Origin of the sequence: Psychrobacter sp. K31L (assembly GCF_017942195.1) — a bacterium.
Taxonomy (GTDB): domain Bacteria; phylum Pseudomonadota; class Gammaproteobacteria; order Pseudomonadales; family Moraxellaceae; genus Psychrobacter; species Psychrobacter glaciei.
On sequence record NZ_JAGKSC010000001.1, the window covers coordinates 186,061 to 203,127 of the forward strand.

The 17,067-nt window shown below is 43.5% G+C and carries 11 protein-coding genes; 10 read left to right on the forward strand and 1 reads right to left on the reverse strand.

The genetic code is table 11. The features are described from left to right. Positions 1 to 269 precede the first annotated feature (269 nt). The 8 genes from J5X94_RS00745 to J5X94_RS00780 all read left to right on the forward strand — a co-directional run bounded on the left by J5X94_RS00745 (position 270) and on the right by J5X94_RS00780 (position 11,766). Positions 270 to 1,712 carry a lysine N(6)-hydroxylase/L-ornithine N(5)-oxygenase family protein gene (locus tag J5X94_RS00745; RefSeq protein ID WP_210539345.1) on the forward strand — a complete coding sequence of 481 codons (1,443 nt, stop codon included), beginning with the start codon at positions 270 to 272 and terminating at the stop codon, positions 1,710 to 1,712. Between the two features lie 61 nt (positions 1,713 to 1,773). Further along, on the forward strand, positions 1,774 to 2,376 hold the full coding sequence (locus tag J5X94_RS00750) for a GNAT family N-acetyltransferase (RefSeq protein WP_210539347.1): 603 nt from the start codon (positions 1,774 to 1,776) through the stop codon (positions 2,374 to 2,376). After that, positions 2,376 to 3,875 carry an MFS transporter gene (locus J5X94_RS00755; protein ID WP_210539349.1) on the forward strand — a complete coding sequence of 500 codons (1,500 nt, stop codon included), beginning with the start codon at positions 2,376 to 2,378 and terminating at the stop codon, positions 3,873 to 3,875. The genes J5X94_RS00750 and J5X94_RS00755 overlap by 1 nt, the downstream gene beginning before the upstream one ends. A 120-nt stretch (positions 3,876 to 3,995) precedes the next feature. Further along, the gene (locus tag J5X94_RS00760; protein WP_210539351.1) at positions 3,996 to 5,921 is read left to right on the forward strand and encodes an IucA/IucC family protein; all 1,926 of its coding nucleotides are present in this window, start codon (positions 3,996 to 3,998) and stop codon (positions 5,919 to 5,921) included. 4 nt (positions 5,922 to 5,925) lie between these two features. After that, positions 5,926 to 8,070: an IucA/IucC family protein gene (locus J5X94_RS00765; RefSeq protein WP_210539353.1), complete on the forward strand. Its 2,145-nt coding sequence runs from the start codon at positions 5,926 to 5,928 to the stop codon at positions 8,068 to 8,070. Positions 8,071 to 8,120: 50 nt separating this feature from the next. Further along, positions 8,121 to 8,762, forward strand: a complete 642-nt coding sequence (locus tag J5X94_RS00770; RefSeq protein ID WP_210539355.1) for an RraA family protein — start codon at positions 8,121 to 8,123, stop codon at positions 8,760 to 8,762. A 205-nt stretch (positions 8,763 to 8,967) separates the two neighbouring features. Beyond that, positions 8,968 to 11,376: a TonB-dependent receptor gene (locus tag J5X94_RS00775; RefSeq protein ID WP_210539357.1), complete on the forward strand. Its 2,409-nt coding sequence runs from the start codon at positions 8,968 to 8,970 to the stop codon at positions 11,374 to 11,376. Between the two features lie 156 nt (positions 11,377 to 11,532). After that, entirely contained in the window at positions 11,533 to 11,766 is a 234-nt protein-coding gene (locus J5X94_RS00780) for a DUF1272 domain-containing protein (RefSeq protein WP_210539359.1), read from the forward strand. A gap of 89 nt (positions 11,767 to 11,855) precedes the next feature. Here the strand turns inward: J5X94_RS00780 and J5X94_RS00785 are convergent, their stop codons facing one another. Beyond that, a complete protein-coding gene (locus tag J5X94_RS00785; protein WP_210539361.1) occupies positions 11,856 to 12,806 on the reverse strand; it encodes an EamA family transporter in 951 nt (316 codons plus the stop codon). Between the two features lie 168 nt (positions 12,807 to 12,974). Here J5X94_RS00785 and J5X94_RS00790 point away from each other — a divergent pair, with 168 nt between their 5' ends. Beyond that, on the forward strand, positions 12,975 to 14,375 hold the full coding sequence (locus J5X94_RS00790; protein ID WP_210539363.1) for a PLP-dependent aminotransferase family protein: 1,401 nt from the start codon (positions 12,975 to 12,977) through the stop codon (positions 14,373 to 14,375). Between the two features lie 330 nt (positions 14,376 to 14,705). Next, a complete protein-coding gene (locus J5X94_RS00795; RefSeq protein WP_210539371.1) occupies positions 14,706 to 17,063 on the forward strand; it encodes a PAS domain-containing sensor histidine kinase in 2,358 nt (785 codons plus the stop codon). Positions 17,064 to 17,067: the final 4 nt, after the last annotated feature.

Below are 17,067 nucleotides of genomic sequence, written 5' to 3' on the forward strand. Positions count from 1 at the left end.
ATATTGAGGCAGCAAAGATAAGCACACGATAGAAGTTAGGGTTCAACAAGAATTAGGGCATGTCCTCAATTCAATCGATAGTTATCTAAATGGGTTAAAAATGGCTAAATCTTGCCAAATGGCGTCAAATAGCTGACTAATATCTCGATATTATCTGCGCTATTTTCCTTGTTTGACTGCGATTTATCTCATTTTTATCACCATTTTTAAAGTGAGGACACACCCTAGCATCAGAATTAATGTGACTACCAGATCACTAAGGGGCGACAGTGTTAGATATTATTGGGATTGGCGTAGGGCCGTTTAACTTAAGTTTGGCGGCATTACTGACAAAGACCGACGTAACTGCCAAGTTTTTTGAGCAAAAAGCTGAGTTTAATTGGCATAAAGGCATGATATTGCCGAGCACCACACTGCAAGTGCCTTTTATGGCAGACTTGGTGACATTGATAGACCCAACCAGTCCGTATTCTTTTTTAAATTATTTGCATACTCAGCACCGATTGCTCAAGTTTTACTTTTTAGAAGAGTTTAAAATTTATCGTAAAGAATATAACCGTTATTGCCAGTGGGTAGCAGAGCAGCTAGATAGTCTGAATTTTGATGCGGCAGTGATAGACGTGGCGTTTGACGACACCAATGATGGATTTGTAGTGACCGTCTGTGAGCAGGGCACACAAAACACCTATCATGCTAAAAATTTAGTCATAGGCACGGGCACACAGGCCATGCTACCACTATCGTTGCAAGACATTGCCAAGCAAGCACCCAACCGTTGTATGCACACTGCCCATTTTGCAGACAATTTTGACTTAGATAGTCTAAAGCCAAATAGCGGTAAGGTAGAAGAGGGGTTACCCAAAGTATTGGTGTTGGGATCGGGGCAGTCCTCAGCAGAGGTATATCGAACGCTGTTTGATCAGCAGTTTGATGGCGATGATAGTACTAATGACTACCCTAAGTTTCAGCTAGATTGGATGACTCGCTCGGCAGGATTTTTCCCCATGGAGTACTCCCCATTAGGCTTGGAGCATTTTAGCCCTGCATATACAGATTACTTTTATCATTTAGACTCAGCAACCAAGCCCCAAGTCACTGCCAAGCAAGACCTGCTCTATAAAGGCATGGGCTTTGAGACCATACGCGATATCTATCACCGTCTCTATGAGCGCAGTATTACCAATCAAGATTTGTATTCGACGTTAATGTCTAACTGTGAAGTAATTGAAGCAACACTGACAACACTGACAACACTGACAACACTGACAACACTGACAACACTGACAACACTGACAACACTGACAACAATGCTAGAAGCGCCAGAGCCGACAGACACCATAAAACTGGTAGTTAAACAGCGTGAGCAGAATCAAGATTTTACTGCTGAGTATGACTGTGTGATTGCTGGTACAGGCTATCGTTACGGTCTGCCTGAGTGTTTAAACACGATACTGCCTACCATAGCGCATGATGAGTTTGAGCAGCCAATCATTGATAGAGACTATGCACTGAAATATGCACTGACGCATCAAAAAGACATCGCGACTGATGGCAAAATTTTTGTGCAAAATCAAGAGGTGCACACCCATGGCGTTGGCACACCAGACTTGGGGCTGGGTGCTTATCGAGCAGGGTGTATCGTCAATCAGTTAACAGGTGAGCAGACTTACGACACTGACGCCTTAAAAGTATTTCAAAAATTTGGTGCATAGTTTTCTATAAGTATCGTATTTCATAAAAACCATCTAACAAAATAATAATTAGGAGCAAGTCATGCCGACCATTACCCAAAATCTACCCGATACCTTTAGTATTGAAGCTTATCAAAAGACGTTTGCGTTGAGACCTGTCAACTATCCAGAAGATATGCCATTGCTGTATAAATGGATGCATGCTGAGCATGTGGTTGATCAATGGCAGCTACATCTCCCAATGCCGCAGCTAAAAACCCATTTTGAAAAAATGCTGGCTGATGATCATCAGCGTCTCTACCTCATACTTTGTGATGATAAGCCGATTGGTTATACAGAGATTTATGAAACGGCTCGTGACCGCTTGTCTCATTATTACAAAGCCAAGGAGACGGACATGGGCTGGCATATTTTGCTTGGCGATCCAGCGGTGGTTGGTAAGGGCTATCTCAAACCAACAGGCATGATGATCAGCAAGTTTATATTTGAGCATACTGAGGCCAAAAAAATCGTGGTCGAGCCGGATAGTAAGGTTGAGGTGTATCAATGGATTGCTGATAGCTTTGCCTATAGAGTGCAACGTCTGATTAAAATGCCAGAAAAAACCGCCTCATTATATTTTTGCAATCGCGATGAGTTTTTGGAATCTAGAGGTTATCTGAATTTCTATGGTGCCACTGCTTAATGAGCAACGCCCCTATAAATAAAGCCCCTATAGATAAGGCATCTACTAATGAATCGCCTATAAACGAAGCCTCGAATAGTAGCAGTCATGGCTTGAGCGACAAACAGGTACAGCAGGTATTACTGACATTACTACTCGGCGGTACGGTCGTCAGCTTCAGTAATAGTGCGCTCAATCCAGCGATTCCTGTTTTTATGTCGGTGTTTGATGTCGATATCGTGATGGGCGGCTGGGTGCTAAATGCTTACGTCTTGGCCATGAGTGTGGGGCTGATGCTGAGCGGCTACTTAAACAAAAAGTTCCCTTTTAAGACTGTTTATTTGGCGGCAATTTTCGGATTTATGCTGGGCTCAGTCATTGGGATGCTGGCGTCTAGTATGAGCTTTGTCATCATTGCCAGAGCCATACAAGGACTGAGTGGCGGTCTGATTATCCCACTGTCTATTGGTATGCTGTATCAGATTTATCCGCAGCAGCAGCACGGCAGAGTAATGGCGCTATGGGGCATTGTTATTATGATGTCGTTGGCGTTTGGCCCTTTGGTGGGGGCTTATTTGGTTGAGCAGTTTGCGTGGTGGACACTGTTTGCCATTACCTTGCCACTCAGTGCGGCGGTCATGACGATGGTGTGGTGGTTAATACCTGATATGCGCTCACATGATGAAAAAAGCCCTTTTGATACCATTGGGTTTATCAGCTTACTTACTTGGCTGCTGGCTATGATGGTTTGGCTGAGCACGCTGAAGATAGACTTCACTAGTGGATTATTCAGCAGTGACGGATTATTAAAGATAGCCACGTTGGGTTTATTGTCTGTTGGATTTTTACTGTCCGCGATGGTTTGGTGGGCCTATGAGCGGCGGCAGAAACATCCATTATTAAACGTGCGTTTGTTTAACAACGAAACCTATTTGCACAGTAATATCATCAGCATTAGCCAAACAGTCGGTTTGATGCTGTGTCTCTTGCTATTACCCGTGTTAATCCAAGATGTGATGGGTGAGAGTGCGTTATGGACAGGCATTGTCCTGATGGTCGCGACGCTCATAGCCAGTGTCACCACGCATTACGCTGGCAAGATGGTAGATAAGCAAGGTGCCAGAGGTATTGGCATCGTAGGAATTGCGATTAGTGCGCTGTCTACCTTGATGCTGGCATGGTGCTTGTATCAGCCCACGCTTTGGCTATTAATGTTGATTATGAGTATGCGAGGTGTCGGAGTGGGTCTAGCATACCTACCAACCACGACCGTTGGGTTTAGCAGCTTACCCAAAGACTCGGTCACTGAGGGAGCTGCCCTTAATAACATCAGTCGCCGCATTATCTCTACTATATTTATCACGCTGTCGACCCTTTATATAGGCAGTCGAAGTGCGCAGTTATTAGCAGCAGGTAGTAGTGACGGCATGGCAAGCGCCATCCAAGAAATACTGGTAGTCATCGCAGTGATTCTATTATTCACGATTCCTTCAGCGTGCAAATTACCACGATCCCCATAAACAAATACCTCGTATCGGGGTTTACTTTAACTTATTAACGTAAATAATTATCATTCGCTTTACATGTATATAAATTTATACTTTTATTTGATTCAATTTCCAGACAGGAAGCTTATATCTATGTCCAATAATCTAGCAAACTCTATCAAAAATAATAATAGTGCAAATGTCACTTATGCGACTAAACCGTGGCAAGCACCTGTCGATTCTAAAATCATGGCACGCGCTGAGCAACGAGTGATTAAGCAATTGCTACAAGCATTGTTATATGAAAATATCATTGATTTTGAATCTGAAAGTGCGAACACCGCTAATGACAGTGCTGATAGTGAGACTCTGCTGAATTTTATTATCAAAGTAGATGGTGATGTCTGTTATACCGCGCAAGGCTATATTCATTACAGTTTTGACATCATTCGTTTGAATGAGTTAAATGTGCAGCGAGTGGTTAACGGTGTTGCTCAAGACGCTATTCTTGAGCATGTGATCAGTGATATCTTGCTCAATATTGAAGGTGCAGAACTCAAAGACAGCTTTATCAAAGAGCTGCGCCATACTTTAGTAAATGAAACACAATTTCAGATATTGGCTTCTAATGTGCCTGTAGCTATTAATAAACTCACTTATGAGCAACTCGAAGGCTATTTGACGGCAGGGCATCCTTATCATCCGTGTTTTAAGTCTCGTATTGGTTTTGATTTGCAAGATAACTATGACTACGGCCCAGAGTTTGATCAAAATATAGGCGTGGTGTGGTTAGCCGTCAAAAAAGAGCTACTGGTGAGCAATACCACTACTGGTATCGATATAAATGAATGGGTGAAAGATTATGTGGGTACTGATGAATTTGATGCACTTAATGCCAAACTCACAGAAGTACTTGCAATCGCAAATAAGCAAGACGAAGGTACGGCTAATGACTATTGCCTGATACCTGCGCATCCTTGGCAATGGCAAAACACCTTAATTCAAGCATTACAGCCACTGCTTGCCACGCAAGAAGTTATCTATTTGGGTAGTACGGGTCATCAGTACCGCGCTCAGCAGTCTATTCGCTCACTGACGATGCTTGGTAATGCTGATGGCAATGTTAATACTGACACCAGTAATAATAAAGCCTACTTAAAGCTGAGTATGCACCTGATTAACACCTCAAGCACGCGAATACTAGCAAAGCATACCGTGATGAATGCGGCTGTTGTCACTACTTGGTTGAATCAACTGATTGCAGACGACAAGACCGCCCAAGCATTACCCATTGCATTTTTGGGTGAGACCGTTGGCGTTAGCTTAGATCATGAGGCGTTACGTGCGCGCGGCTACCAGCATCCAAAGATGTATGGCGGGCTAGCTGCGATTTGGCGAGAAAACGTAAACCAATATTTATCAGAAGGTCAAACAGCATTTCCGCTCAATGGTGTCAGTTATATCAATGCTGATGGCTCGCATTTGATAGCACCTTGGCTTGATAAATATGGTGTAGAGGCATGGATTGCGCAGTTGATTAAGGTCACTGTCACTCCTTTACTACATATCTTATTTGGTTATGGTGTGGCACTAGAATGCCATGCGCAAAACATCATATTGGTACATGAAGATGGCTATCCCGTAAAAATATTATTAAAAGACTTGCATGATGGGGTTCGTTATTCACCTGAGCACTTAACCCAACAACACTTGCGCCCAGATTTTTATAGCTTGCCACCTGCTCATGCTGCGTTGAATAGAGGCTCATTTATCGAGACCGAAGATACAGATGGCATTCGTGATATGACGGTTGCTTGCTTGTTTTTTGTGGCGTTGTCAGACATTGCGATTTTTATGCAGACGCATTATCACTATTCTGAAGTGGCGTTTTGGCAACAGGTTGCTGACTGCGTGACCGACTATCAAACCTTTCATCCAGAGCATCAAGTACGGTTCGACTTGTTTGATGTATTCGCTGAACAAACACGCATTGAGTCATTGGCTAAGCGCCGATTATTCGGAGATAAAGCATTCCCGATTAAATACATCAATAATCCATTGTTTAAAAGTCAGGGGTAAGACGATGTATACATTATTTCCTGTACAAAATTCTGCGCAAAACAGCCACCTTGATGCAAATCCTGATTCAGATATTGAGGCCATTCAATGGTCGCTGATTAACCATTTGGTAGAGTGCTTTCTATTAGAGCAGTGGGTGGATGAGCATCTTATTCAAGTGACCACCACCATTGAGTATTTAGCAAATCATCAGACGTCACAACCTCAAGACGCGCATCAATTTTTAGCGTCGCTACCACAGCAGTATCAAGATTTTTTTGACCAAGACAATCCGTTAATGGTAATGAAAGTTGACCAAGATAGACAGTTGTTACTATTGGTAGAGCCTGCTTACGCTTCAAAGTGGCGATTGTCTAAATTCTGTCTTCCTATCGTACATAACGTCAATGTCAGTCTTAACAGCAATCTTAATAGCATCCTTAATAATAGCCATCATGTAGATAGCGCTTTGCTAGAGCCAGTAAGCTCAGCACAGCAATTGTTAGATATCTTTTTATCAATGATGGATAGTGCCGCGTTGTCTGATATCGGTGTCTTAAAGCTAAAAGAGAGCTTAGAGGCTTCTTTTATAGCTCAGAAACAATCAGCAACTGCAAATATCGCGACTACAGTATGTCAGCATACGCATTGGCATCAAACCTTGATTGCAGCGGAGCAGTGGGCCTCGCTCATGGATCGTCCTTTTCATCCATTGGCAAAAGGTAAATTGGGCTTTACTGCACAAGAATATAAACGCTATATGGCAGAGTTTAACCAGCCCATTACGCTGGTATGGGTCGCCATTGCCAAAAGCCATGTCATGGTGGCAGAGCATATTCAAGACCCAACAACGCAAAATCCAGCGTCTTATATTTTGGACACTACACAGCAGCAGAGTTTGATGCGAGAGCTAGATGACAAAGGTATTGCAGACACGCACATTGCGATGCCCGTACATCCTTGGCAAATGACTCATGTGATTGATGAGATGTATGCCGACGATCTTGCCAGCGGCACAGTTGTCGCCCTGACTTTTGAAGCGCTCATCACTTATGCCAGCTCATCCATGCGCAGTATGTTAATTGATGCTGATACGCCAAATAGCATTAAGCTGCCTATAGGTGTATACGCACTGAACTCAAAACGCTACTTGCCAGCCCTCAAGCTGATCAATGGTGAAAAGAACCAAGCCATATTGATGCAGGCAAGAACGTTAGACCCGGTACTATCAGCACAGCTACGGTTATGGGATGAGCGCCTATGGTGGGGTTATATGTCTCCGTCTCATTTGCATGATAAAAGCGCTATCAATCCGCAATTTTATCAAGAAAAGCCCACGCATTTAGGCGCGATGCTACGTCAATTACCAGCAGATCTGTGTGACGATACGATTCGACTGTTACCCATGGCAAGCTTGGGTATGTTGGTCTATAAGCAAGGTGTCAGCCATCACATTTTTGACGGGATTGTTCAGGAGAGCATTAATAGTAGCCAAAACAGTGCTCAAGACAGCTTTCAAGAAGGCTCGCCACAGAATAAAAAACTCGCTGTGATAGCGTGTTTTAAAAATCTTTGTGACGTATTTTTGGGGACGATGCTGCGCTGTCTACGCCTAGGGTTTGCGCCTGAAATGCACGGGCAAAATATTGTTATCGTATTAAAGGAGAATCGTTTTACCAGTCTATTATTGCGTGACCATGACTCCGTACGCATCCATCTACCATGGCTGGCACGTCATCAAATAGCAGATCCTGAGTATTTAAGCCCACCAGGTTTTAAAAACCGCTTATATCGAGAGACGCCGCAAGCGTTGATATTTTATCTACAGTCGCTAGGGTTATTAGTTAATATTCGAGCGATTATCGAGTCATTGGTTGAGCACTATCATATCAATGAAGATGCGCTGTGGTACGAGGCAATGATAAGTATCGAGGAGGCATTAGAGACTATCGATTTTGATGAAGATCAGCGTCAAATTATTCGTGACGAGCTATTGAACGGTTCACATTATCCGCATAAAACATTGCTATTGCCTGTGATTGCCCGTGGCTCTGACCCTCATGGCAGTATGCCAGCTGGAGAAAGTAAAACAATTAATCCGTTCAAGCGTGTCAAAAAAATAGCTAGTCAATTAACCCATTTAACTAGTAGCTACTTAATAATGCGATAAAAGTTATCGAGAAATAAACAAAAGCTAAAAAGTATTATAGTGAGAACACAATGAATGACATCGATATTCACGACCTTATAGATGCTTATAAAGAGATAGGTACCTCAACCATTGGTCATCTGACTGGGGAAGGGTATTTACCAGATATCAAAGCTCTGAATCCTTGCACGGCTACCATAGTCGGCCGAGTGTTAACAGTACAACTAACCTCGGACAACACGGATGTGATCAATCAGGCATTGATTCAAGCAGCGCCAAATGATGTGCTATGTATTGATGCTCAGGTATTGGGCGTCACCGCATGTTGGGGAGCACTGCGCACTTGTGCTGCTATCTACGAGAAGCTGTCCGCCGTCATTGTCATTGGACAGGCGACTGATTCGCTACAGATTCAGCAGCTGGGCTTCCCTATATTTGCACAAGGTATCAGTGCTGTGACGACATTTAAAAGCGATCAAGCACAAGGAGTATTAGCCTCTGATATTGCCTATCGCTTTGGTGAGCAAACAACGATTATCCGTTCAGGCGATATCGCTATGATGGATAATGATGGCGTGTTTATCTTATCTGTTGATATAGCACAGCAGCTATTACCAGATTGCCAAGAGAAGCATAAAGCAGATGAGGTTAAGTTTCAGCTATTTTTTGAGGCGTATCGTAATAATCAGTTAGATAAGTTGTTTGAGAGCTAGGGTGTGTCCTAGTGAAGTTATCAAAAATTAGGTTTTAAGCCAAGCCGCAATCATCATAAGTAAGCACTTACTAACAAAGTATAAATACATATAGAAATAAAAACGATTATCATTTACAATATCGTTCACAAAGTTAGTACACACAGTATTGTTAGCTAAATATAACTGATACCACTATTTGACTATCCAACTAAGTGAAGTAAATATGAAAAGCCATCATCAAGTTGCTCTATCCGTTCTTACCCTTTGCATTAGTCAGCAATTATATGCACAAACCGATGTCAGTGCTACGGGCGTTGCTGTCAATGCGGCTACGTCAGAAGCGTTGGCCTCAAATTTAACATCAAGTTCGGCATCAACTGAAACGCCCAATGTGACTTTAGACGCCATAAACGTCACTGCTAAAGCCAGAACGGGGACTGCGCTGGCGCAAAAAATCAGTGAGATGCCAGCCGTCACGCAAGTAATTACTGAAAGCGAGATTCAGATGCAGGCGACGGGCAACCGTACCACTGGTGACATATTGGCACAGCTGATTCCGAGCTTGGGTACCAGTAGTGGTTCGACCAGTAACTACGGCACCACCATGCATGGCCGCCCAGTACAGTTTTTGCTGAATGGTGTACCGTTAAGCGGTTCACGCAGTCTTTCACGTGAGCTCAACAGTATTGATATGTCACAGCTTGAGCGGGTAGAGGTGCTTTCGGGTGCTACCAGTATCTATGGTGCTGGCGCGTCAGGTGGTCTGATTAACCTTGTGACTAAATCTCTGGTGGGTTATGGCCCTATTAGACAAACCAGAGTTGGCGTGAGTAGTAGTCGTGACTTTGATTCAGATTCATTTGGCTATAATGTAGGGCAAACCTTAGGATATGGTGGCGAGCGGGTTTATGGGCGTTTAGATGTTGATTATGAGACCAAAGGTGGCAAGTTTGATAGTCATGGCGATCGTATCAGCCCAGACGCCAACCAAACGGATCAACAAGATACCGAATCACTAAGTGTGAATGGTAGCTTAGGTATAGAGCTAACGGATAGCCAACGTCTTGATCTCGCAGCGACTTATTATAAAGACAAGCAAGACACTGACTACGGCCCAGACTATGGTGATAACTTACAGGTCTTGTTAAAACCTAAGGATGCCCCACCGTCTTTAAAAGCCATTGATGGCGCCAACGTAGAAAACCAGCCATATACTGAAAAAAGCTCGGTAAATTTAAGTTACAGTGATGATGACTTTGTAGGCTCAGGGTCTAGCTTAAGCTTGACGGGTTACTACCGAGATGAAAAGGGTCGCTTTTATCCTTCTGGTAAAGATTTCCCTAAACAAGCGGGCAAAGTCTGGATAGCTAATGGCCTTACCGATGAGAGTGCGCTAAAAAAATTACTGGGCGGGGCAGTCGTCGTCACTCAATCAGAAGCGGACATCGAAGTCATGGGTTTGCGAGCAGCCATGCAAACCGAAACGGAAATCGCAGATAAAAAGACACTATTTAGCTATGGTGTGGATATTGAGCGCGAAAAAAGCGAGCAAACCTACTATGGGCAAGACTTAAATACGTTTATTGCCAGTAATGGCTTAACCTCTGAAACAAATGGACTGACCTATAATGGTGGACCAGATACCACTATTGATAAATTGGGTGCTTTTGTTAATGCTGATGTAGATTTGACCGATAAGTGGCATACCAGTGCTGGCGTACGTTACCAAAAGCTAAAATCTGAGACTGATACCTTTACGCCTATTTATGAGCAGCTGCTTGAAGAGTATTTCAATAGTTCTGCTATCAGTGCGACAAGCGCAGCTTATGGCATTGACTATCAAGCAGGCGACGTAGAAGCTGGCAGCACCGACCATGATAAAGTACTCTTTAATCTTGGTACCAGTTATCAGATCACACCGAAAGATCAATTGTTTGCCAACTTCTCACAAGGTCTTGATACCGCAGATATACAGCGAGCTTTACGTGATGTGCGTGCAGGATTTGTGGTCAATTCAGACAACGTACAACCGATTGCGATTAACAACTACGAGTTTGGCTGGCAAGGCAAGCATGGCGATACAGCAGCGCGCTTGAGCGGTTTTTATAACGAATCAGATAAAGTAGTGCGCTTTACTGACAGCTATACTGTAGAAGTCGTCGATACCGATGAGCGCGTTTATGGCATAGAAGGCTCACTTACTCATGACCTTAGCGATCAGTGGCAAGTGGGTGGTAGTGTGGCATATACCCGTGGTCAATATGACTATAATGGTGATTGGCTGGAGCTAGATGCAGTACGTCTAACACCGCTCAAAGGTACTGCATTTGCGCAATACAACTTTGATGAAGGCAGCAATGTCCGCTTGCAGGCATTAGCGATAGGCGGCGATGACAAAGCCTTTAAAGATCAACAAAAAGACCCTGACTCTAGTGCCTTGCCTGTCACCGGCTATATGACACTTGATGTATTGGGACAAGTAAAAATGCCAGTAGGCCGAGTAGATTATGGTGTTTATAACTTGCTCAATAAAGACTATCTAACAGTCTATCATCAAACCACATATGGCGACCTGAACCGTTTACCGGCATCAGGCACCACCTATGGCTTAAGCTACACCGTTGATTATTGAATAATAAGTACTCAAAAGCCTTTCATACTAATTGTTTGATAGTATGGAAGGCTTTTTTATTTAGGGCGTGTCCTCATTTTAAAAATGGTGATAAAAATGAAATAAAGTCTCTCTATTTGATATTATTTAATACTACTACTGTAAATGGAAAATAATATGCTTGAGCTAAGACCCAATTGTGAACGCTGTGATAAGGATCTGCCGCCTAATGCTACAAATGCGATGATCTGTAGCTTTGAATGTACGTTTTGTACCTCTTGTGCGGCTAATGTTTTAAATAACTATTGTCCTAATTGTGGTGGTAATTTAACTGTCCGTCCTATACGTCCTGCGTCTCTACTTCAGCAGTATCCGGCATCATTAAAGCGTGTGGTCAAAAAAGACAGTTAAAATGCAGTTAAAATATAGTGTTTAGATGTCTATTTATTGCCATTTGCTAGGGCGCGTCTTCAATTCAGTCGTTATCAATAAATGTGCTGCTAAGTAAGAACAGCCTTCCTTCCCAGTCCTATCTTCACATTTGCCAATATCAATCCAGATAGGATGAGCATCATCGCTAGCATCTTCCACCATGTCACCACCTCTCCTGTGAACAACACTGAGGTCGCCATACCGAATATGGGCACCAGTAGAGCAAAGGGCATAACCTTGGAGGCGGTATTTTGCGCCAGCAGATGTGCCCACAGTCCAAAGCCAATCAGGGTTGAGATATAGACTATAAAACCAAGCGATAGCCAAGACTTGAGCGATGCTTGCGTGAACGTCGCTAGCTGCCATGCTTCGGTTTCGAATAGTAGAGAAGATAACGTCAAAATCACACAGGCGATCAGACCGCCCCATACCACCAGTGCTAGCGCCGACAGTGCCGATGTCTTATTTGAAGCTTTTTTGTTGCTATTGACAGGCAAGGCAGTAGAAATATTACTGGTACTCTGCTGTGTTGAGGCTTGTTTTGAAGCAATATTTCCAAAGCTCCAGCCTATGGCTGCAATCAGTATGCAGATAAAGCCGACCAAGGGCATATCACCACCAAGGTTAAGCGCAATGACACCCAGTCCTAGCACACCGACTACCATACCGATGATCTGCATGCGACTCACTGCTTCACCCAGTATGACAAAAGCCAGTAATACGGTAATGAAGATCTGAACTTGTAGCAATAACGCCGTTAATCCTGCCGATGCACCCAAATGCATGGCGGTGAATACAAAAGCGTACTGCATGACAAAGGTGCCGATCGCATAAATAAATAGCGTACGATTGAATTTAGGCGGCTTGAGAAAAAGAACAAGGGGCACAGCGGTAAAGAAAAAGCGTAGGGCAGTGAGCATTAATGGTGGAAAGCTTTCAAGCGCCCATGCAATAAAGGTAAAGTTCACGCCCCATATAAAGGTAACCAATACGGCTAAGGCAATGTGGATTGGGGTCATAGGATTATCCTAAATAATGATTATTCGTTGTTGATGCACTCAACTATAGTTTAAATGTCCATAACAGACCCGATACAGTTTCACTAATGGTGAACAAAGTGTATAGTTATTCTCAGCATGACACTTCTTTTATTCATAAACCTCATATAAAAATAGGCGTCCTTCATTATGGTCGAAACCTATACACTCAATCCTAATTTAACCAAAACTGCCGCCGTCGCTGAATGGCTACAGCAGCGTATTGACTGGCAGATTTACTTGCCCAACCAACGCGTACCATCGGTGCGAAAGTTAGCGAAACTATTAAATATATCAACCTTTACGGTGGTACAAGCTTACGAACAGCTGGTCGCTACCAACGTATTAATCGCCAAACCCAGCTCGGGCTATTATGTCAATACGCAAGCAAAAGTAGTCCAGCCCAATGATGATAAAAGAGTGGTCGTTAAGCACCCAGTAATAGATACGCGCTGGCTGGTACAGCAGGTCTTTAGTGATATTCCACATCATCGCTCGCCAGGAGTGGGAACATTACCGAGAGACTGGATACGTAATGATAAGATGGAATGGGCCATACGGCAGGTCACCCAGCAAGCCGATAGCTTTATCTATGATTATGGCAATGTTCACGGCTATCTACCGCTACGTCAACAGCTGGTTCAACACCTACATACGCTAGGCATGCAAACTAATGCTGACCACGTAATTACTACAGCAGGAGTGTCGCAAGCCGTGACCATGGTGGCGCGGCTTCTTACTCAATCTGGGGATACGGTGGTCGTTGATGGGCCGGGCTGGTATTGGCTATCAAGCTGCCTGCAACAACAGGGCTTAAACGTCGTCTCTGTAGAACGTGACCATCAAGGGCCTAATATCGAGCACATGCAAAAGCTATTTGCCACGCATCGTCCTAAGCTATATTTAACCAACAGTGTGCTACATAATCCGACTTCTTATAATCTACATCCTGCGCGCGCGCACCAAGTACTCAATCTTATTCATGAGTACGATGCTTATATTTTTGAAGATGATTTATACGCCGCATTCGTACCAGGTGGTCAAGTATTGCGTTATGCCAGTCTTGATCAGTTTGAACGGGTTTTTTATGCGACAGGGTTTTCAAAGTCGATGGCGTCCGGCTGGCGAGTCGGCATGTTGGTCTGTCCTGATAACTATATCGATGATGTATTACGTATGAAAACCTTGAGTAATTCAAACACGCCAGAATTTGGTGAACGAGTTTGTCATCATTTATGGACGCATGGTGAGTATCGTCGACAGATTAAAAAAGTGCAGCAGCATTTATATAGCGCTCATGAAAGAATGCGCAACGCATTACCAGAGATAGGCCTTATCTACCCTGAGCATACACAAGCAGGTCTCTTTGTTTGGGTAGATACTGGGCAGGATACGAGCCAGCTGGCACTAGATGCCTACAAAGAAGGCTGGCTGGTCGCACCGGGGCAATTGTTTTATCCAGATGCGCGCGCCTCAACTCATCTAAGACTCAATGTATCAACAACTGGCGATGATTTTTTGGCGTGGTTAAGGAAGTATTTAGATAATTAAATATAAGTAACTGTCTTCTATCAAAAATATAATTTTACCACTAGTAAGAAAAATAATAGTAAGCAAAATAATGTTCACACCTACCTAATTTATACTAAGCAACTAGCAAAGACAAATGCTGGCAGGATTATATCTCCTAACATCAACACAATTATCGCTAAAATTAAAAGCTACTAGTTAACACCTGATAAAACAAAACTTTTGTCATCATATTGTCATGACGGCATCGTATCCTTGAGCCCACTATAAATGGTGGTTGCGTATCACTGATGTCTTTATTCATTAAGTGATTCATTGATGATGGTAGACGCATCAATATAAGGTTTATCTATGAGTGTTGCTGGTCGGCTTGGCAGTATTTCCACACGTATGCTGATTATTTTAGCATTGGCTTTTTTACTAATTATCTTGATGGTGTACTGGGTTATCGAAACCCAAGCTAAGCCGCGCATACTGGAGATGACCTCAGAGACGGTAGTTGAAACGGGTAACGAAGCCATTAATAGCATTATGGCAAATATCAGCCACGTCGACGGACTGGCAAAGGCAGCCAGTGCGATGGCTGGCGGGTTGCCAAAAGAAGACCGCCTTTATAAAGAAACCTTTGGCAATCTCATGCAACAAACCGATCAACGGATTGTGGGCGGTGGCGTGTGGTTTGATCCAAATATGTATGCTCAAAACCGAGAGCGCCAGTCGTTTGTGTGGGCGCGTGATGACTCAGGCAACATGCAGCCGTTAGAGTATTATAATCAAGTGCGCCAAACGCCGAGTCCCTATTATCGAGAGTGGTGGTACATTCCTGCGATGTACGCACGCCATGACCACTGTGTCTGGAGCCGTGCGTATGTTGATCCGCAAAGCAATCAGCCGATGATGACTTGCGCCAAGGCATTGTATGACAGTCGCAATCAAGCTTTTGATGGGGTAGTGAGTTTTAATCTGCTATTAGATAACCTCGATGACGCCATGAAAAAGTGGCAAGATAAGCTGGGTGGTTATGTCTTTTTGGTAGACTTGGACAATCGGTTTTTGACCTTTCCTGATCAATCTATAGTCACGCAAGTGACTGAGAATAACCCCCAAGGCGAGATGGTAACTGCGCATCAATTGGCCGAGAAAAACCCTACCTTTGCACCTATTGCGGACAGCCTAGATGATATTAACCAAACACTCATCGATGAGGCCGTTGCCAAAGATGAAGGTCGTTATACGCTCGCGGCACGTAGTATTTTGAGTACAACTAACCTGAATAAAATCGGCGAACAAGAATCCAAGTTACTGTCAGCATTACTGCTATTAAATATTGACCAAACATTTAATTTGGTAGACAGTCACTTGATTGGGACCATCGCTGTGCCCAATGATTTTGTGTTGCAGCAGCCCGCCACCGCCTTTGTGTTTCGTATGCCATTTACCTATTGGAAGATGGTCATCGTCAAGCCCAATAATGACATGATGAGCGTGGCAAATGCATTGTCAAACCAGCTGATTCAAACCATGCTACTGGGCTTTATTCCTATCCTGTTGTTGACCGCATGGGTGTTCCGTCGCTACTTTACGCGACCGCTAAAGTATATGGCACTAGCAGTGGCTGATATGGGCGCATTGATTGAGCAAAAAAAATATCAACAATTAAGCGCGCTTAAACTACCACACTCAAATGTCAGCGAAATTCAAATCATCAGTGAGCAGACCAACCAATTGATCGACCGCGTCGTCGAAAATGAAGGCGCACTTGCTGAAATAAATGTTCATCTAGAAAAACAAGTCGCCGCCCGTACGCAAGACTTACAGCAAGCCATGGATGAGTTAAAAGCCTCACAAGTGCATCTGGTGCGCTCCGAAAAAATGGCTACATTAGGTCAAATGGTGGCAGGCGTGGCACATGAGGTCAACACGCCGCTGGGCTACGTGCGTAGTAACATGGAGCTGGTCGGCGATAATCTTGTTCGTTTTGATGAGCTGCTACAGCATACCGATCAATTATTGCAGGCGTTAAAAGCGACAACTATCAACCAAGAGCAAGTCAAGCAGCTAATAGAGCATACTCTACAATGCTGTGACGAGATTAAAGAAGATGAAGTCAGTGAAGATTTGGCCAATCTAATTAAGGATGGACTGTATGGTGTTGATCAAATTGCTGAACTGGTCGTCAGCTTGCGCGATTTTTCTCGAATTGACGAATCTAAGGTAAAAGATATCGATATCAATGAATGTATCAATACCTCATTGATTATGGCTCGCAATAACTTAAAAACTCTAGACGTCAAAACCAATCTAGCCGAGCTGCCGCTGATTCAATGTAATCCTTCGCAAATCAACCAAGTATTATTAAACTTATTTAATAATGCCGCCCAAGCCATACCGATTGATCATAAAGGGACATTACAAGTCACGTCGTCTGCTGATAAGGCGCAGCAGTATGTTGTGGTACGCATTATAGACAATGGATCTGGTATCAAAGAAGATGTTTTAAATCATATCTTTGAGCCGTTTTTTACCACCAAAAAAGCAGGCGATGGCACAGGTTTAGGATTGGCTATTACGGCACAAATCATTGAACAACATGGTGGATACATCGAGGTTAGCTCAGTCGTTGGCGCGGGCACGACGTTTACTCTCATGCTACCGATACAGTCTATCGTTCATGAAAAGAAACCTTCGCAAGCCTTATTTGAAAGTTGAGAGA